This window comes from Citrobacter sp. Cu233 (assembly GCF_030332225.1).
Classification (GTDB): Bacteria; Pseudomonadota; Gammaproteobacteria; order Enterobacterales; family Enterobacteriaceae; genus Citrobacter.
This window is the reverse complement of record NZ_JAOWIF010000035.1, coordinates 154,269-172,229: the sequence shown is the minus strand read 5'-3', so window position 1 is coordinate 172,229 and position 17,961 is coordinate 154,269. Positions and strand designations below refer to the sequence as shown.

General features: G+C 52.4%; 15 protein-coding genes. 8 read left to right on the top strand and 7 right to left on the bottom strand.

Annotated elements, in window-relative coordinates:
* Positions 1-29 precede the first annotated feature (29 nt).
* Positions 30-1,424, top strand: coding sequence for a cytochrome-c peroxidase (locus tag OGX95_RS14360; RefSeq protein WP_286629921.1), 1,395 nt, complete (start codon positions 30-32; stop codon positions 1,422-1,424).
* Between the two features lie 65 nt (positions 1,425-1,489).
* Here the strand turns inward: OGX95_RS14360 and OGX95_RS14355 are convergent, their stop codons facing one another.
* On the bottom strand, positions 1,490-2,416 hold the full coding sequence (locus tag OGX95_RS14355; protein ID WP_286629919.1) for a LysR family transcriptional regulator: 927 nt from the start codon (positions 2,414-2,416) through the stop codon (positions 1,490-1,492).
* A 183-nt stretch (positions 2,417-2,599) separates the two neighbouring features.
* Here OGX95_RS14355 and OGX95_RS14350 point away from each other — a divergent pair, with 183 nt between their 5' ends.
* Complete coding sequence (locus OGX95_RS14350; RefSeq protein WP_286629917.1) at positions 2,600-3,763, top strand: mandelate racemase/muconate lactonizing enzyme family protein; 1,164 nt, start codon at positions 2,600-2,602, stop codon at positions 3,761-3,763.
* Positions 3,764-3,859: 96 nt separating this feature from the next.
* On the opposite strand, the gene gorA is transcribed toward OGX95_RS14350, so the two are convergent.
* Positions 3,860-5,212: a glutathione-disulfide reductase gene (gene gorA / locus OGX95_RS14345; RefSeq protein WP_137351200.1), complete on the bottom strand. Its 1,353-nt coding sequence runs from the start codon at positions 5,210-5,212 to the stop codon at positions 3,860-3,862.
* 104 nt (positions 5,213-5,316) lie between these two features.
* The gene (locus OGX95_RS14340) at positions 5,317-6,159 is read right to left on the bottom strand and encodes a 23S rRNA (adenine(2030)-N(6))-methyltransferase RlmJ (protein WP_286629916.1); all 843 of its coding nucleotides are present in this window, start codon (positions 6,157-6,159) and stop codon (positions 5,317-5,319) included.
* Positions 6,160-6,372: 213 nt separating this feature from the next.
* Between OGX95_RS14340 and prlC the strand changes: the two genes are divergently transcribed.
* Both prlC and rsmJ read left to right on the top strand, forming a co-directional pair.
* On the top strand, positions 6,373-8,415 hold the full coding sequence (prlC, locus tag OGX95_RS14335; protein ID WP_286629915.1) for an oligopeptidase A: 2,043 nt from the start codon (positions 6,373-6,375) through the stop codon (positions 8,413-8,415).
* A gap of 8 nt (positions 8,416-8,423) precedes the next feature.
* Entirely contained in the window at positions 8,424-9,173 is a 750-nt protein-coding gene (gene rsmJ / locus OGX95_RS14330) for a 16S rRNA (guanine(1516)-N(2))-methyltransferase RsmJ (RefSeq protein ID WP_286629913.1), read from the top strand.
* A 42-nt stretch (positions 9,174-9,215) separates the two neighbouring features.
* On the opposite strand, the gene OGX95_RS14325 is transcribed toward rsmJ, so the two are convergent.
* Positions 9,216-10,415, bottom strand: coding sequence for an NAD(P)/FAD-dependent oxidoreductase (locus OGX95_RS14325; RefSeq protein ID WP_286629912.1), 1,200 nt, complete (start codon positions 10,413-10,415; stop codon positions 9,216-9,218).
* 231 nt (positions 10,416-10,646) lie between these two features.
* On the opposite strand from OGX95_RS14325, the gene OGX95_RS14320 reads away from it, so the two are divergent.
* Positions 10,647-11,150 (top strand): RrF2 family transcriptional regulator, encoded by a 504-nt coding sequence (locus OGX95_RS14320; RefSeq protein WP_286629910.1) that lies wholly within the window; start codon positions 10,647-10,649, stop codon positions 11,148-11,150.
* Positions 11,151-11,237: 87 nt separating this feature from the next.
* Here OGX95_RS14320 and dtpB read toward each other — a convergent pair whose 3' ends face one another.
* Both dtpB and uspA read right to left on the bottom strand, forming a co-directional pair.
* On the bottom strand, positions 11,238-12,710 hold the full coding sequence (gene dtpB, locus OGX95_RS14315) for a dipeptide/tripeptide permease DtpB (RefSeq protein WP_286629909.1): 1,473 nt from the start codon (positions 12,708-12,710) through the stop codon (positions 11,238-11,240).
* Positions 12,711-12,991: 281 nt separating this feature from the next.
* Positions 12,992-13,429 carry a universal stress protein UspA gene (gene uspA / locus OGX95_RS14310; protein WP_003023368.1) on the bottom strand — a complete coding sequence of 146 codons (438 nt, stop codon included), beginning with the start codon at positions 13,427-13,429 and terminating at the stop codon, positions 12,992-12,994.
* Positions 13,430-13,823: 394 nt separating this feature from the next.
* Here uspA and uspB point away from each other — a divergent pair, with 394 nt between their 5' ends.
* The gene (gene uspB, locus OGX95_RS14305) at positions 13,824-14,159 is read left to right on the top strand and encodes a universal stress protein UspB (protein WP_003023371.1); all 336 of its coding nucleotides are present in this window, start codon (positions 13,824-13,826) and stop codon (positions 14,157-14,159) included.
* A 64-nt stretch (positions 14,160-14,223) separates the two neighbouring features.
* Here uspB and pitA read toward each other — a convergent pair whose 3' ends face one another.
* Positions 14,224-15,723: an inorganic phosphate transporter PitA gene (pitA, locus tag OGX95_RS14300; protein ID WP_286629908.1), complete on the bottom strand. Its 1,500-nt coding sequence runs from the start codon at positions 15,721-15,723 to the stop codon at positions 14,224-14,226.
* A 229-nt stretch (positions 15,724-15,952) separates the two neighbouring features.
* Here pitA and OGX95_RS14295 point away from each other — a divergent pair, with 229 nt between their 5' ends.
* Positions 15,953-17,146: a BaiN/RdsA family NAD(P)/FAD-dependent oxidoreductase gene (locus OGX95_RS14295; protein WP_286629907.1), complete on the top strand. Its 1,194-nt coding sequence runs from the start codon at positions 15,953-15,955 to the stop codon at positions 17,144-17,146.
* Between the two features lie 143 nt (positions 17,147-17,289).
* Positions 17,290-17,961, top strand: a complete 672-nt coding sequence (locus tag OGX95_RS14290) for a FadR/GntR family transcriptional regulator (RefSeq protein ID WP_286629906.1) — start codon at positions 17,290-17,292, stop codon at positions 17,959-17,961.

Here is a 17,961-nt window from a genome sequence, read left to right as displayed (position 1 = left end):
CAATAACTCACAACGGTGAGGGTAAAATAATGAAAATCATTACCCGTCTTACCGCGATGGCTATAGCAGGCATCGTGATTTGTTATTTTGGATTATCCGGTTATGTGTGGTATCACGATAATCAACGTAGTAAACAAGCTGATGTTCAGGCTTCTACGCTGGAAGAAAATAATAAAGTATTAGGGTTTTTACGCGAAAAAGGATGCGATTATTGTCATACCCCTTCAGCGGAATTACCTTTCTATTCTTCTTTTCCTGTCGCTAAACAGTTGATGAATTACGATATTCAACTGGGATATAAATCCTTCAATCTTGAAGCCGTGCGTGCGGCACTGGTCGCGGATAAACCCGTTTCACAAAGCGATCTGAATAAAATTGAGTGGGTGATGCAGTACGACACCATGCCGCCAACGCGTTATACCGCACTGCACTGGGCCGGTAAGGTTAGTGATGCTGAGCGCAAAGAGATTCTTGGCTGGATCGCAAAACAACGCGAGCAGTACTATGCCAGCAGCGATACGGCAGCTCAACATCGCAACGAACCGGTTCAACCGATACCGGACAGTATCCCGACAGATGCCCGTAAAGTGGCGCTCGGTTTCACGCTCTATCATGACCCACGGATTTCTGGCGACAGCACGATTTCTTGTGCGCACTGCCATGCCCTGAATGCGGGCGGTGTGGATGGCAGAAAAACGTCAATCGGTGTCGGTGGTGCCGTTGGCCCTATCAATGCGCCGACGGTCTTTAACTCGGTCTTTAACGTTGAACAGTTCTGGGATGGTCGTGCGCCAACATTGCAGGCTCAGGCGGGTGGTCCACCGCTCAATCCGATTGAAATGGCATCGAAATCCTGGGATGAGATTATCCAGAAACTGGATAAAGACCCGGCCTTGAAGCAAGAGTTTATCGCCGTTTATCCACAGGGATTCAGTGGTGACAATATTACTGACGCGATTGCTGAGTTTGAGAAAACGCTCATTACGCCAAATGCACCGTTTGATAAATGGCTACGTGGTGATGAAGGCGCGTTAACGGCTCAGCAAAAACAAGGCTATCAGTTGTTTAAGGATAATAAGTGTGCGACCTGCCATGGCGGTATTATTTTAGGTGGACGCTCATTCGAACCCCTGGGGCTGAAAAAGGACTTTAATTTTGGCGAAGTCACCACGGCAGATATTGGTCGTATGAACGTCACGAATGAATTACGTGACAAACTGCGCCAGAAAGTACCGGGTCTGCGTAACGTTGCGTTGACCGCACCTTATTTCCACCGGGGTGATGTGCCTACGCTCGATGGCGCGGTGAAACTGATGCTGCGTTATCAGGTGGGTAAAGAACTGCCGCAGAAAGATATCGACGATATCGTGGCATTCCTTGAAAGTCTTAACGGGGTGTATACGCCATATATGCAGGGTAAATAATAATTCCCCCTATCCAGCCTGACACGTTTTGCAGGCTGGATAATTTTCCTTTACCTGGCCGTCGGTTATATCTGCTCACCTACGAATATTTCCCACAATTCTTCCACTGCCCTGGACATCCTGGCCGCAGGTCGAAACAGTCTGATATCAATGGGTACCCATAATCCACTCTGTTGCGGGGCCGCAACGACGATTGTCCCGGCCTGAACGTCCGGAGCCGCCAGACTTTCCGGTAGCCAGGCAATACCGTCCCCGGCTTTGACCATCGCCAGCAGCGTGGCGGCCAGATCGGCGGTGAAGGCGATGTCCATACCGCGTCGGGCATGATTCACCGGAGACGTGTTCGAGAGGATCCTCCCCAGACCGGATTCTGCAGAAAAGGAGAGAAACGGAAATTTTTTGCCCCCCGTTGCCTGCCAGAGCGGCTGAGGAGCGCCGGGAGCGCATTTTGAGTAGGGCAATAATATTTCTCGTCCAAGGCGGACGCTGAGATATTTCGTCTGCTCAAGGTTGATGTGCATGTGAGGGTGGTAATAACACAGCAGAAACTGAGCATCCCCTTTTTCAATCATCCGTTCACAGGCGCTGAGCGTGTCGGATAGCAGGCGAAATGAGCCGAAACGGGCGATTTTTTCGTTATTACGCATCAGCGCCGGAAAAAATGAAAACGACAGGGAGTGTGTTGCAGAGAAAATAACATCTGGTCGGGTATTTCCTGCTGCTTCAATGGTTTCATTTCTCAGGGTGTAAAGCGCCCGGATCAGTTCGGGTACCTGAGCGACGAACACTTCCCCTGCACGAGTCAGGCTGACGCCACGGCGGTTGCGCTCAAAAATCGGCGTTCCAAGCCACTCTTCCAGCGAGACAATGCGCCGACTGAATGCGGGCTGCGTCACATATCGGGAAGCGGCTGCCCGGGAGAAATTGAGTGACTGCGCCAGCGCAATGCAGTCTTCAAGCCAGGTGAGTTCCAGGTGATGCCGATTTTGCATTACAGCCAGCCTCTTTGGCATTAGATCAGCAGATGAGCACTGCTTAAGATGGAAAAAGACAGGACGATGGCGTCCTTAAATGCTTCCTGCGTGCATTATGCCAATAATAAACCGGCATGAGTTATCACTTTTTACAGGCGCGTAAGTGCGAGCACAACTGACTAAGAACCCGCCGGAGAAAACATGCGTATCCTCGATGTTGTAGAAATAACTAAACCCATCGCTTCCCCTATTCGTAACGCCTATATCGATTTTAGCAAGATGACAACCAGCCTGGTGGCTGTTGTGACTGATGTTGAAATAGAGGGACGCCGCGTTGTGGGATACGGATTTAACTCTAATGGTCGTTATGGTCAGGGGGGATTGATCCGCGAGCGCTTCCGTAACCGCATTCTGGAAGCTGCTCCAGAAAGCCTGCTGAATACCAAAGGTAATAACCTGGATCCGCATAAAATCTGGGACGTCATGATGAGTAACGAGAAGCCGGGGGGGCATGGCGAGCGTTCGGTCGCCGTCGGCACGCTGGATATGGCCATTTGGGATGCTGTCGCCAAAATTGCCAACAAGCCGTTGTTTCATCTGCTGGCTGAGATGAAGGGCGTTGAGGCCAACCCGCGCGTCTTTGTTTACGCAGCGGGCGGTTACTATTATCCGGGTAAAGACTTGAGCGCGTTGCGTCAGGAAATGCGAGGCTACCTGAATCGCGGCTATAACGTGGTTAAAATGAAAATCGGCGGAGCATCGCTGGATGAAGACCGCCGGCGAATTGACGCGGTACTCGCCGAAATTGGTGATGAAGCACGCCTGGCCGTCGACGCCAATGGTCGTTTTGATCTGGAAACCAGTATTGCCTACGCCAAAATGCTGCGTGAATACCCGTTGTTTTGGTATGAAGAGGCGGGCGACCCGCTAGATTATTCCTTGCAGGCTGCACTGGCTGAATTTTACCCAGGCTCAATGGCGACCGGTGAAAACCTCTTTTCTCATCAGGATGCGCGTAACCTGCTGCGTTATGGCGGCATGCGCCCGGATCGCGATTACCTGCAATTTGACTGCGCGCTTTCCTACGGTCTGGTCGAATACCTGCGCACGCTGGATGTCCTTGCGCAGTTTGGCTGGTCTCCATCACGCTGCATACCCCATGGCGGCCACCAGATGTCGCTGAACATTGCGGCGGGTCTTGGCCTGGGCGGCAATGAAAGTTACCCGGACCTGTTCCAGCCGTACGGCGGTTTCCCGGATTCTGTGACGGTGGAGGACGGTCATATCGTCATGCCTGAACTGCCGGGCATTGGTTTTGAGGGGAAATCAGACCTGATTAAAGAGATGCGTGCGTTGGCTGAATAGCGCTGGCTGAGATGATGTAACGCCCCTCTGGTTGCCGGAGGGGCGTTGTTTGAGCGTGTAGTGAGTCGCGATCGCAATCTTTCTACACGTGTGCGCTTAACGCATGGTGACGAATTCTTCAGCCGCAGTTGGGTGGATCGCTACGGTGTTGTCGAAATCTTTCTTAGTCGCGCCCATTTTCAGTGCCACCGCGAAGCCTTGTAGCATTTCGTCCATGCCAAAGCCGATGCCGTGAATACCGACAATCTTCTCTTCTGGCCCCACGCAGACCAGCTTCATGCGGCACGGTTGGCGGTGAGAGGTCACAGCGGTATACATCGCGGTAAACGATGATTTATACACTTTTACCTGATCATCACCGTGCTGTTCGCGTGCCTGCTGCTCGGTTAACCCTACAGTACCAATTGGTGGATGACTGAAGACTACGGTTGGAATGTTGCTGTAGTCCAGATGCTCGTCCGGCTTGTTATTAAACAGACGTTCGGACAGACGACGGCCTGCAGCAACCGCAACTGGCGTCAGTTCAACGGCACCGGTATTATCGCCGACCGCATAAATACCAGGAACGCTGGTATTCTGGTATTTATCAACAACGATGTACCCTTTTTCGTTGGTTTTCACACCCGTTGCAGCCAGGTTGAAGTTGTCGGTTGCCGGTTCACGACCAATCGCCCAGATCAGGCAATCTACCGTTTCGCTACGACCATCTTCCAGTTGCAGAGTCAGGCTGCCGTCTGCATTCTTAACCACGGCTTTTGGAATAGCGTGGGTATGCAGAGTTGGGCCTTCCGTGTTCATCACTTCAACCAGTGTTTCGACAATCATCGGGTCAAAGCTACGCAGCGGTGCGTGTTTACGCACAAAGAGATGTGTTTCTGCACCCAGGCCGTTAATCACACCAGCCAGTTCAACGGCGATGTAGCCTGCGCCAACGACCGCCACGCGTTTCGGCAGTGCTGGCAGCTCAAAGAAACCGTCGGAGTCGATGCCGTATTCCACACCCGGAATGTTCGGATGGCTTGGGCGGCCGCCGGTCGCAATTAAAATATGATCGGCAGTGATCGTTTCACCGTTCACTTCAATGGTTTTCGCATCAACGAAGCGGGCAAAGCCTTTAATGACATCGACGTTATTTTTACCCAACACGTTATCGTAAGAGGTATGAATGCGATCGATATAGGCAGTACGGCTGGCGATCAGTTTATCCCAATCGAACTTATTGATAGTAGTGTCGAAACCATAATCCGGGCCATACATATGAATAGCTTCGCGGATCTGCGCGGCATGCCACATCACTTTCTTCGGTACGCAGCCAACGTTGACGCAAGTGCCGCCTAGCTCTTTGGCTTCAATCAGTGCGCATTTCTGGCCGTACATTGCCGCACGGTTAATGGAGGCAATTCCGCCGCTGCCGCCGCCGATAGCGATGTAATCATAGTGCTTGGTCATGACCGCTCCTTCATGTTCATTGTAGGGCGGAGAAGCGTTATGCCATCCGCCAAAATATTCGCGATTGTATACCTGAAATTAAAAGGTTCCACCGATGGCTGCGATTACTCCGGCACGATCCAGCTGACGGAAGTGTGCCCGGTTCCTGCCGGAACCAGTTTGCTGTGTAGCCACGGCAGGACGTTGTTCATCTGCTGTTCCAGCTTCCACGGCGGGTTAATCACAATCATGCCGGAAGCCGTCATACCGCGCTGATCGCTGTCCGGGCGAACCGCCAGCTCAATTTGCAGGATGCGACGAATGCCGGTGTCTTCCAGATCATGAATCATACGTTTGATTTGCTGACGCAGGACTACCGGATACCACAGTGCATAGGTACCGGTTGCGAAACGTTTGTAACCTTCGCTGATGCCGGTGACGACGGCCTGATAGTCGGATTTAATTTCGTATGGGGGATCGATAAGGATCAATCCGCGACGGGAAACCGGCGGTAATTTTGCTTTTAACTGCTGATAACCGTCGGCTTTAGCGACGCGCGCACGTTCGTCTTTCTGGAACTCGGAACGCAGTAGCGGAAAATCGCTCGGGTGCAGTTCTGTCAATTGCAGGCTGTCCTGCTCACGCAATAACTGGCGGGCAATCAGCGGAGAACCCGGGTAGTAGCGCAACTGACCACTCCGGTTGAAATGCTGCACGACAGAAATATAGGGTTCCAGCTCCGCCGGGAGGGAGTCCTGTTGCCAGATACGGGCGATGCCTTCCAGGTATTCACCTGTGCGCTCGGCATGTTCACTGCTCAGCTGATAACGGCCAGCCCCGGCATGGGTGTCCAGATAGAGAAACGGTTTTTCTTTCTCTTTGAGCGACTCGATGATCAGGCTCTGAACCGTATGTTTGAGGACGTCGGCGTGGTTGCCAGCGTGATAGCTGTGGCGATAACTGAGCATGGGTAAACGTGTTCCAGGTTATAAACGTAGGCCCGAAAGCGGCGTGCAATCGGGCGAAAATAGAGCGTATCGCCACAGTATACAGAAAAGTCGTCACTGCCGCGAAAGCGCAACGCCTGGCATTGAAATCCTCTACACTTAACCCCATTCTACAAATAATATGCACAGCGCCGGATACGCGCTTCATTCACTCTTTTCAACAGGACCGCGCTAATGACCAATCCATTGCTGACTCCCTTCGAACTGCCCCCGTTTTCTAAAATTCAGCCTGAGCATGTCGTGCCCGCTGTAACTAAGGCGCTAAACGATTGCCGCGAAAACGTTGAACGAGTGGTTGCGCAGGGCGCGCCGTATACCTGGGAAAATCTCTGCCAGCAACTGGCGGAAGTGGACGATGTCCTGGGACGTATTTTCTCTCCGGTCAGCCACCTGAATTCGGTGAAAAACAGCCCGGAGCTGCGCGAAGCCTACGAACAAACGCTGCCGCTGCTGTCTGAATACAGCACCTGGGTTGGGCAACATGAGGGGCTGTACAAAGCCTACCGCGACCTGCGCGATGGCGATCATTACGCCACCCTGAACACCGCACAGAAAAAAGCGGTCGATAACGCACTGCGTGATTTTGAGCTGTCTGGCATTGGCTTGCCGAAAGAAAAACAACAGCGCTATGGCGAAATCGCGACCCGTCTGTCTGAACTGGGTAACCTGTACAGCAACAACGTGCTTGATGCGACCATGGGCTGGACCAAACTCGTCACCGACGAATCTGCGCTTGCCGGGATGCCGGAAAGTGCGCTGGCTGCCGCTAAAGCTCAGGCCGAAGCCAAAGAGCAGGAAGGTTATCTGCTGACGCTGGACATCCCGAGCTACCTGCCGGTGATGACCTACTGCGACAACCAGGCTCTGCGTGAAGAGATGTACCGCGCTTATTCCACCCGCGCATCTGACCAGGGGCCAAACGCGGGCAAATGGGATAACAGCCCGATAATGGAAGAGATCCTCGCGCTGCGCCACGAACTGGCTCAACTGCTGGGCTTTGAAAGCTACGCCTTTAAATCTCTCGCCACGAAAATGGCGGAAAACCCGCAGCAGGTGCTCGAGTTCCTGACGGATCTGGCCAAACGTGCGCGTCCGCAGGGCGAAAAAGAGCTGGCTCAGTTGCGCGCCTTCGCAAAAGCTGAATTTGGCATTGATGAGCTGCAGCCGTGGGACATCGCGTACTACAGCGAGAAGCAAAAACAGCACCTTTACAGCATCAGCGACGAGCAGTTGCGTCCTTACTTCCCGGAAAACAAAGCGGTTAACGGCCTGTTTGAAGTGGTTAAGCGCATTTACGGCATCACCGCCAAAGAGCGTACTGACGTAGACGTCTGGCATCCGGAAGTTCGCTTCTTTGAACTGTACGATGAAAACAACGAGCTGCGTGGCAGCTTCTATCTTGACCTCTACGCTCGCGAAAACAAACGCGGCGGGGCGTGGATGGACGACTGTGTCGGCCAGATGCGTAAAAGCGACGGCACGTTGCAAAAACCGGTCGCTTATCTGACCTGTAACTTCAACCGTCCGGTGAACGGTAAACCGGCGTTGTTCACCCACGATGAAGTGATCACCCTGTTCCATGAGTTTGGTCACGGCCTGCACCACATGCTGACCCGTATCGAAACGGCCGGCGTTTCCGGTATCAACGGTGTGCCATGGGATGCCGTCGAACTGCCGAGCCAGTTTATGGAGAACTGGTGCTGGGAGCCACAAGCGCTGGCGTTTATCTCCGGTCACTATGAAACCGGTGAACCGCTGCCGAAAGAACTGCTGGATAAAATGCTGGCGGCGAAAAACTACCAGGCGGCGCTGTTTATTCTGCGTCAGCTGGAATTCGGCCTGTTTGATTTCCGTCTGCACGCTGAGTTTAACCCGCAGCAGGGGGCGAAAATCCTTGAAACCCTGGCAGAGATTAAAAAGCAGGTTGCTGTGGTGCCAGGGCCGACATGGGGCCGTTTCCCGCATGCCTTCAGCCATATTTTTGCGGGCGGCTACGCAGCGGGTTACTACAGCTATCTGTGGGCTGACGTGCTGGCGGCTGACGCGTTCTCTCGCTTTGAAGAAGAGGGGATTTTCAACCGCGAAACCGGACAGTCGTTCCTGGACAGCATCCTGACTCGTGGGGGTTCTGAGGAGCCAATGACGCTGTTCAAACGCTTCCGTGGCCGCGAGCCGCAACTGGATGCGATGCTGGAGCATTACGGGATTAAAGGCTGATTATTCGCGTGAAAATCTGCTTACTTGATGAAACAGGCGCCGGAGACGGCGCCTTATCTGTTCTTGCTGCCCGCTGGGGGCTGGAACACGATGAAGACAATCTGATGGCGCTGGTGATGACAGCGGAGCATCTGGAACTGCGCAAACGCGATGAACCTAAGCTCGGCGGCATTTTCGTTGATTTTGTCGGCGGGGCGATGGCCCATCGGCGTAAGTTTGGCGGTGGACGAGGCGAAGCGGTGGCAAAGGCTGTCGGCATTAAAGGCGATTATCTGCCGGATGTAGTCGATGCGACAGCCGGGCTGGGGCGCGATGCGTTTGTACTGGCCTCCGTTGGCTGCCGCGTACGGATGCTGGAGCGCAACCCAGTGGTGGCGGCGCTGCTCGACGATGGTCTGGCCCGTGGTTACGCCGATCCGGAAATCGGGCTGTGGCTGCAGGAGCGGTTACAACTGATCCATGCGTCCAGTCTGACGGCGTTGACCGATATCACGCCGCGCCCGCAGGTGGTGTATCTCGACCCGATGTTTCCACATAAGCAGAAAAGCGCGCTGGTGAAAAAAGAGATGCGCGTGTTTCAGTCGCTGGTGGGGCCTGATTTAGACGCCGATGGTTTGTTGATGCCAGCACGTCAGCTGGCGACTAAACGTGTCGTGGTGAAACGCCCGGATTACGCACCGCCGCTCGCGGATGTGGCGACGCCCAATGCGGTGGTGACCAAAGGGCACCGGTTTGATATTTATGCGGGTACTGCGTAGTTTCCAGGCCGGATGAGGCGTTAGCCACATCCGGCGATTCGACTACACAAAAGGAGCCAGCGGATCGGCAATCTCAAACGCTATGGCCTTGTCAGCCTTCGGTGGATATATCAATTCACTGACAATTGATACCTTCAGCTTTTTCGCCTCTGCACGCGTCAGTTTCACCTGCTGATCCCAGCCTTCGCTATACACCGCACCCCACGCGCCGAGATCCAGACAGGTGACGTAGTTTTCCTGACGGTACGGCAGTGGCGCAACGTTTAGCAAGCTGGCTGCGGCGTTGTTACCGGCAAATTTGCCCAATAAAATAGCGTGCTGGCAGGTCATTAAGGCGTGATTGCCTTTGTCATCGGTGGCGGCGTAGGCAACATCACCCGTCGCATAGATATCCTCATGACCCACAACCTGAAGATTTGCATTCACATGCAGACGGCCCTGACGATCGCGTGGGGCGTCGATCTGTGCCGTTAAGCCGTTCGCCTGCACGCCGACCGTCCAGATAACGGTTTCTGATGCAATCATCTGCCCATCTTTTAGTGTTACGCCGGACGCATCCACGCACTCCACTTCCGTATTCACCCGCCATTCAACGCCAAGTTCGGCTGATGCCTCTGCGATGACATCCCGCAGCTCCTGGCTCCAGCGTGCGCCCGGCTGTGCACCGCGTTCAACTACGACAACTCTGGTCTTAGCATCGGCGCCGAGAATATCGCGCAGACGGCCCGGTAATTCCAGCGCCATTTCGATACCGGTAAAACCGCCGCCGCAGACCACTACGGTGTTGCGCGCGTCACTTTCCGGTCGGTGTGCCAGATCTTTCAGGTGTTGTTCCAGTACAGCAGCGCTTTCCAGCTGATCGAGGTCGAAAGCGTGTTCGGCAGCACCAGTAATCCTATTGCGGTCGACATGGCTACCGCTGGCGAGTACCAGGCGGTCGTAATGGCGCAAATGGGTTTCACCGTTGACGTCTTTCCAGCTGACTTCTTTAGAGGCCGGGAGGATCTGCTCAACGTGACCTTGCAGGAAGTTAACGCCGGTGGCGTCGAATAACGGTTGCAGCGGGGCGACCAGCGTGTTGACCGCGCTTTCATAAAAACGCGGGCGTACACGCAACTCTGGCTGTGGCGCAATCACCGTAATATCAATGGCCTGCTGGTTTTTATCCGCCAGGCGTGCGGCGCTCAATGCTGCCCACATACCGGCAAAACCGGCACCCACGATCAGAATTTGTTTTTGCATTAGTGTTATCTCACTGGTGACTACGATGTATTTACTCGGATTTTATTGGTCGTAGTTATGGATTGCAATGCGATCCTGATCCTTTTTTCATTATTGTGTCGTTATTTTTTATTATCTACTTGATAAGTATCTATTTATATTTTTATTCTCATGCGGGATTACTCTGTTCTCTGGAATGCCTTAGATGAAAAAGCTACAATAAACTCAGATTCATTTTGGCTGAGATAATAAATGGCATTTTACAGTTCCGGGGTTGAGTACGGCATCCATAGCCTGATGTGTATGGTCGACAGCAAAGGCGACGCGCGGGATATGAGCGTGCGAGAAATCGCCGAACTACAAAGCGTTCCGTATGACTATCTGGCAAAAATCTTCACTCGTCTGTCGAAAGCCGGTCTGGTGCGCAGTATCGAGGGTAAGGGCGGTGGGTTCCAGTTGGCCAAACCCGCGGAAGACATCACCGTGCTGGATGTGGTCAATGCCATAGATGGTGAGAAGCGTATTTTTGAATGTCGTGAAATTCGCCAGCGTTTAGCCGTTTTTGAGGAGCATCCGCCGGAGTGGGCTTGTGAAGGCATTTGCGGTGTGCGTTCGGTAATGGACATGGCGCAACAGCGCATGGAAGAAGCGCTTGGCCAGCATACCATTCTGGATTTGGCACGTAAGATGTACCGCAAAGCGCCAGATACCTTCGTGGTGGAAGTGCAGGAGTGGATAAACGCGCGCAAAGGGTAACGGTTGGAAATGCCCGATAGCGCAAGGCGTACCGGGCATATTGAACGCAGGCCGGATAAGGCAATAGCCGCTATCCGGCACGGTGTATTACTGTTCGGTACTTGGCGTATTAATCATTCGGTTCAGCCATGGCACCATAAGCGCCATCACCACCGTTACTGCCAGGGTCACCAGGCCGATCTTACTGAACACGTTGGTGTAGATAGGCAGCGTCTGGAGTGGATCGGTAATGTTTTCCGGTACTGCTGTAAACGTTGCGACGTAACCCCCCATCAGGAAGGCTGCTGCCTGTGTCAGGAACCACATCCCAAGAATAAAGCCCATCAGGTGTTGTGGCACCAGCGCGGCGACCATTGCCAGTCCCAGGGCGCTAATCAGCAGCTCACCCAGACTCTGGAACAGATAAACCAGCACGATAAACCACGGAGACGTCAAACCCTGAGCATCGGCAAACCACATTCCGGCTGCGGCGGCAGTCAGGAAGCCTAGTGAGCACAGGAACATGCCAAGCGTAAACTTCATCGGCATGGTCAGGTCTTTGCCTTTGTTACCCAGACGGGTATAAATCGCGGCCAGCACCGGGCTTGCCAGTACCACCCAGAACGGGTTCAGCGCCTGGAAACTCACCGGGTTGATGGTAATACCGAGAATTTCATGATGCACGTTATTGATGGCAAAGAAGTTCAGTGATGTCGGCATCTGTGCATACAGCACGTAGAATACCACCGCTTCCAGCATCAGGATAAAGGCCACGAACATCTTGTTGCGCCCGGTTTTATCCAGTTTGAATGCCTGGCGGAAGAAGATGATAGTCACGGCAATCGACAGGACGATCAGCACCAGGTTGGCAACCTGCACGTTGTGCATCAGCCAGGCGCAGATGAATACCATCACTACCGTACCGGCCAGCACGTACAGCAGGTTACGGAAATTCAGCGGCTTATGATCGGGTTCAGAGCCGATATTTTTTACCATTCCACGGCAGGCAAAGTAGACCAGTAGCGCAACGATAAGCCCGGCACCGCACAGGTTATAGGTAACGGCGTAGCCAAACTTATCGGCAATCACCGGTGCCAGCGACAGTGACAACAACGAACCGATGTTGATCGACATATAAAACAGGGTAAAAGCACCGTCCAGACGTGCGTCTTTCGGGGGATAGCATTTTGACAGCAGGCTTGCCGGGTTGGCTTTAAACAGTCCGTTACCCACGGCAATGGTACCCAGTGCGACAAAAATCAGGTCGGGCTTGAGCAGTGACATCCCGGTCATGAAGTAACCAAGTGCCAGCACGATAGCGCCGAGCACCAGCGTGCGTTTGGTACCTAAAAGATGGTCGCCGACATAGCCGCCGATGGAGATCAGGCCGTATACCAATGCAGCAAACGCGCCAAAGGTGACAAATGCCTGTTCCTGAGAGAATCCGAGTTGCTTAACAAAAAATACCGCCAGGATGCCCTGAACGCCGTAATAGCCAAATCGTTCCCATAATTCCACAAAGAAGATCATGAAGAACGGACGAGGTTGCTGCAGCAAGCCCGTAGGTGCAGTAGTATTCATATTCCTTCGCCTTTCAAAGCCATCCCGAAAAGTATGAACGCGTATTGTTAAACGCGCCGAAAAAGTCTTATTTTGTTATAGACTGCGGCGATTAGCCGTAAGGGTAGATTATTATAGAGATAGTTTTCGATCCAATTAGTTGATCACACTAATTATGATTTGTTTGTTGGATTGATGTACTAATTGTGCCCAAATAACAAAAACAAAAACGCCCGCACAGGCGGGCGTTTACAGGCTTTAATGTTTGCAGCGGGCCGGGTTATTCCCCGGCAGCAAGCATTTTATGCTTCTTCGTCGTCACGCAGCGGAACAATCAACATGTCGACGTGAACGGTGTTGATCAGTTGACGCGCGGAGGACATCAGTTTGCTCCAGAAATCCTGGTGGTGGCCACAAACGACGAGATCCATGTCGTATTTTTTGATGGCATCGACCAGAACCTGGCCCAGGTCGCCGCTACCGCTCAGGGTTTCGGTGATAGGGTAGCCTGCATTGGTGGACAGCTCGGTTAACGCGTGGTGGGTTTCTTCAGAAATGCGTTTCTGCATGTCGCCCAGATTCACGTCGATTAGCCCGGTGTACAGGTCGGAATAGTTTACGTCAACGTGGATAAGGGAGACTTTCGCATTGTAAGGCCGCGCCATAGAGACCGCTTTTTCAACCAGAACTTTGCTTTCTGGAGAAAGATCAACCGCGATAAGAATGTGTTTATAAGCCATAGTGTTACTCCTTCCATAAGTTGTCGATGACTAGCCTGCTGGCGTTCATTCTGCCGCCGCGTCATCCGCGTCCTGCGAACTTTGTGCGCGGGGCTAGCCCAGTCGTAAAAACGTACCTTTTAAGGACTATCCTTACATTATAGCGACCGGGATAATCCGTCAATCCGCCTTGCTTGCCAAGTAGTTAAACAAATTTTTTAGTTAATTGCATTGATAGTGATTAACCTTCTGGCAAAAAAATTAACTAATCTCCTACACTATTTAGAGAGGCGCTCGGATGCGTGACACTAACACGAGCGGTTTCAGTTGTACTCTTCACTGAATGGTTTGGCAGGGTATCGGGGAGCGGTAGTCCCGGAAAGGAGTTCTGTGGGCGGGTCGCCGGGGAGGAGATATGATAAGCACCATTGCGTTATTCTGGGCTTTATGTGTCGTTTGCATTGTTAATATGGCGCGTTATTTTTCTTCGCTACGCGCACTGTTAGTGGTACTTCGTGGTTGCGATCCATTACTTTACCAGTATGTCGATGGGGGCGGTTTTTTTACCTCGCATGGGCAACCTAACAAGCAGATGCGTCTGGTGTGGTATATCTACGCTCAGCGTTACCGTGATCATCATGACGATGAGTTTATTCGCCGCTGTGAGCGGGTTCGCGGTCAGTTCATCCTTACCAGCGCGTTATGTGGGCTGGTGTTAATCAGTATGGTCGCGCTGATTATCTGGCACTGATTTTTACGACAGATATAAAAAAAGCGGGTCAGTTTCCTGACCCGCTTTTTTACTGTGCATGCGCTTAGATTAGCTTCAGGGAGAGCCAGTACAGCCCCCCGGAAAGGATAATCGCTGCTGGCAGGGTGAAGACCCAGGCCATCAGAATGCTGGTTACCGTTTTACGTTGCAAACCGCCACCGTCAACAACCATCGTCCCTGCAACAGAAGAGGAGAGAACGTGAGTGGTGGAAACAGGCATACCGGTGTAACTGGCGAGACCGATAGAGACTGCGGCAGTCATCTGTGCCGACATCCCCTGAGCATAGGTCATACCTTTCTTACCGATTTTCTCACCGATAGTGGTCGCCACGCGACGCCAGCCAATCATCGTACCGCAGCCCAGAGCCAGAGCAACAGCCATGATAATCCAGACTGGAGCATACTCAATGGTGCTCAGCATGTCGGTTTTCAGTTTCTTCAGCAGTCGCTGATCGTCGCTGCTTACGCCAGGCAGTTTCACGACTTTATCGGTCGTATCAGAAATGCACAGCATAATGCGACGCAGCTGGCTACGCTGCTCAACGCTTAACTTGTCGTAGGTTTCCAGGTTCGCCAGCATACCTTTCGCACGCTCAAGCGCGTTGATGGTATTTGCCGGGTGACAATGGAACTCTGCCGGTGTCGTTGTCGCCGTTTCCGTCGGAGACGGAACCAACTGATCAACGCCAGTCGCCTGTTTGAGCAGATCAGGACGCTGCTGGAAGTAGGTTTCGACGTTATTGATAGCATCACGGGTACGTGTAATTTCGTAACCAGAAGCATTCATATTCACCACGAAGCCTGCAGGCGCAACGCCAATCAGTACCAGCATGACCAGACCAATACCTTTCTGACCATCGTTCGCACCGTGGGAGAACGCCACACCGATAGCGGAGAGGATAAGCGCGATACGCGTCCAGAACGGCGGCTTTTTCTTACCGTCTTTCTTTTCACGCTCTGCTGGCGTCAGGTGAATACGCGCCCGCTTCTTGGTGCCGTTCCAGTAACGACGCAGCAAGAAGATCAGACCGCCTGCGAACACCAGACCGACAATAGGGGAAATGATCAGCGAACCGAAAATATTGAGTACTTTCGGGATGTTAAGTGCATCCACCACTGAGGTCCCGTTCATCAACGCATTGGTTAAGCCAATACCGATGATCGCGCCAATCAGCGTGTGGGAGCTGGATGCAGGCAGACCAAAGTACCAGGTACCGAGGTTCCAGATAATTGCCGCCAGCAGCATAGAGAACACCATGGCGAGGCCATGTGAAGAACCCATGTTGAGCAGCAGATCCGTTGGTAGCATATGCACGATGGCATACGCTACGCTGAGACCACCCAGCAAAACACCAAAGAAGTTGAACAACGCAGCCATGACCACCGCCAATTGCGAACGCATTGCACGGGTATAGATCACGGTTGCGACAGCATTGGCTGTATCGTGGAAGCCGTTAATTGCTTCGTAGAACAGCACAAAAGCCAGAGCAAGCAATAGTAAAAGCCCGGTATGTAAATCCAGGCCAGCAAACAAATGTAGCATAGGACGTTACGCCATTTTGAGGACATGAACGCGGCGCATTATCAGTGACTTTGGCGGCGCGGGCAAAGTGAAATATAGAGTTTTTTTGATTTGTCTCCTGCTTTGTTTTACACCACTAAAGAATTATCTTATAGAATTCAGACAAATACCTATTATTGGTGGTTTGGTGCTGGTGCGACCACTGAGGAATCTTTACAATTCACGCCCGCTTTTTAGAGAGGATCGCAACGTGGAAAGGTTTGATACCGTTATTATAGGCGCTGGCGCAGCGGGTATGTTCTGTGCCGCGCAGGCAGGGCAAGCAGGCAGTCAAGTACTGCTGATTGATAATGGTAAAAAGCCTGGACGTAAGATCCTCATGTCCGGCGGAGGGCGCTGCAACTTTACCAATCTTTATGTGGAACCGGCCGCATATTTGAGTCAAAACCCGCATTTTTGCAAATCGGCGCTGGCTCGCTATACGCAGTGGGACTTTATCGATCTGGTAGGTAAACACGGTATTGCCTGGCACGAAAAAACGCTCGGTCAGCTGTTCTGCGATGATTCGGCCCAACAAATCGTCGATATGCTGGTTGCCGAGTGCGAAAAAGGTAACGTTACGATGCGGTTACGTAGCGAAGTCCTGAGCGTCGCACGAGATGATGACGGCTTCATTCTGGAGCTGAACGGGATGACGGTCGGTGCAAAGAAATTGGTGATTGCCTCCGGTGGACTTTCTATGCCGGGTCTGGGGGCAACGCCGTTTGGTTATAAAATTGCCGAGCAGTTTGGACTGAAGGTGTTGCCGACGCGCGCAGGCCTGGTGCCCTTTACGTTGCATAAGCCACTGTTGGAGCAGCTTCAGGTACTCTCTGGCGTGTCTGTTCCTTCTGTTATCACCGCTGAAGACGGTACCGTATTTCGTGAAAACCTGCTCTTTACGCACCGTGGGCTCTCAGGCCCGGCCGTTTTGCAGATTTCCAGTTTTTGGCAGCCCGGCGAATTTGTCAGCATTAATTTGTTGCCGGATGTTGACCTTGCGAGCTTTCTCGACGAACAACGAAGCGTACATCCAAATCAGAGCTTAAAGAACACGTTAGCGATGCAGTTGCCGAAACGTCTGGTGGAATGTCTGCAGCAATTAGGGCAAATCCCGGATGTGACGCTGAAACAACTTAACGTACGCGATCAGCAAACGCTGGTGGAGACGCTTACTGAATGGCGGGTGCAGCCGAACGGTACCGAAGGGTATCGCACAGCGGAGGTCACGCTGGGGGGTGTGGATACCAACGAACTGTCTTCGCGTACGATGGAAGCCCGCAAAGTGCCAGGGCTGTACTTTATTGGTGAAGTGATGGATGTCACCGGCTGGTTGGGTGGGTATAACTTCCAGTGGGCGTGGTCGAGCGCCTGGGCATGTGCACAGGATTTGGTGTCTGAATAAGTGAAAGACGCTGTCTGCACACGATAAGAAAAAATATCATAGTGATGTGTGATACATGAACTGACTCTGACGTGCGTTTCTTAACTCCAGGAATGATATGATAAATCAGTTAAAAATCGCACAGATAAGAGAACGGGAGACACATGGTTATTCCTGAGGTAAAACAGGAGCGGCTCTATCAAAAGATAGCCAATCTCATCATTAAGCTCATCAATGATAGTATTTTTCCGCCGGGAAGCTTCTTACCACCCGAACGTGAGCTGGCAAAGCAACTCGGTGTAAGTCGCGCATCGCTCAGAGAAGCGCTGATTGTGCTGGAGATTTCCGGATGGATCACCATCCAGTCAGGTAATGGTGTGATTGTTGCTGATAAAAAGCATTCCACCAGTGATTATACGATTGAAGAAATCCTCTATTCGCGTGAGTTGGTCGACAGCCATTGTGCGCGTCTTGCTGCGCAGGCCGGGAAAGAGGATCTAATTAGCCAGCTTGAAACACTGCATCTCAGCATGGAAAAGGCCATTAGCGAAAACAATGTGCATGGTTTTTATTCCCTCGATAAGCAATTCCATCTAACAGTTTCAGAAGCCAGCCAGAACCGTGTACTGCTTGATATGTCGCGAATGCTGTGGGAACAGCGCGTTAACATCCCGTATGCCGGACTGGACAAACGTTCCGGCAATCGGGATGTATTAACCAGCATGAATACACAGCATAAAGCGATTGTGGATGCGATCCGCCAGGCTGATGCTGACGGTGCTTACCAAAAATCGCTGGAACACCTGGCCTATGTCAGACAGATCGTGGGTCTTTAA

What these genes read in the sequence shown, in the direction of transcription:
- OGX95_RS14360 (WP_286629921.1), top strand. Translation starts at nt 30, where the DNA reads ATGAAAATCATTACCCGTCTTACCGCGATGGCTATAGCAGGCATCGTG.
- OGX95_RS14355 (WP_286629919.1), bottom strand. Translation starts at nt 2,416, where the DNA reads ATGCAAAATCGGCATCACCTGGAACTCACCTGGCTTGAAGACTGCATT.
- OGX95_RS14350 (WP_286629917.1), top strand. Translation starts at nt 2,600, where the DNA reads ATGCGTATCCTCGATGTTGTAGAAATAACTAAACCCATCGCTTCCCCT.
- gorA (WP_137351200.1), bottom strand. Translation starts at nt 5,212, where the DNA reads ATGACCAAGCACTATGATTACATCGCTATCGGCGGCGGCAGCGGCGGA.
- OGX95_RS14340 (WP_286629916.1), bottom strand. Translation starts at nt 6,159, where the DNA reads ATGCTCAGTTATCGCCACAGCTATCACGCTGGCAACCACGCCGACGTC.
- prlC (WP_286629915.1), top strand. Translation starts at nt 6,373, where the DNA reads ATGACCAATCCATTGCTGACTCCCTTCGAACTGCCCCCGTTTTCTAAA.
- OGX95_RS14325 (WP_286629912.1), bottom strand. Translation starts at nt 10,415, where the DNA reads ATGCAAAAACAAATTCTGATCGTGGGTGCCGGTTTTGCCGGTATGTGG.
- OGX95_RS14320 (WP_286629910.1), top strand. Translation starts at nt 10,647, where the DNA reads ATGGCATTTTACAGTTCCGGGGTTGAGTACGGCATCCATAGCCTGATG.
- dtpB (WP_286629909.1), bottom strand. Translation starts at nt 12,710, where the DNA reads ATGAATACTACTGCACCTACGGGCTTGCTGCAGCAACCTCGTCCGTTC.
- uspA (WP_003023368.1), bottom strand. Translation starts at nt 13,429, where the DNA reads ATGGCTTATAAACACATTCTTATCGCGGTTGATCTTTCTCCAGAAAGC.
- uspB (WP_003023371.1), top strand. Translation starts at nt 13,824, where the DNA reads ATGATAAGCACCATTGCGTTATTCTGGGCTTTATGTGTCGTTTGCATT.
- pitA (WP_286629908.1), bottom strand. Translation starts at nt 15,723, where the DNA reads ATGCTACATTTGTTTGCTGGCCTGGATTTACATACCGGGCTTTTACTA.
- OGX95_RS14290 (WP_286629906.1), top strand. Translation starts at nt 17,290, where the DNA reads ATGGTTATTCCTGAGGTAAAACAGGAGCGGCTCTATCAAAAGATAGCC.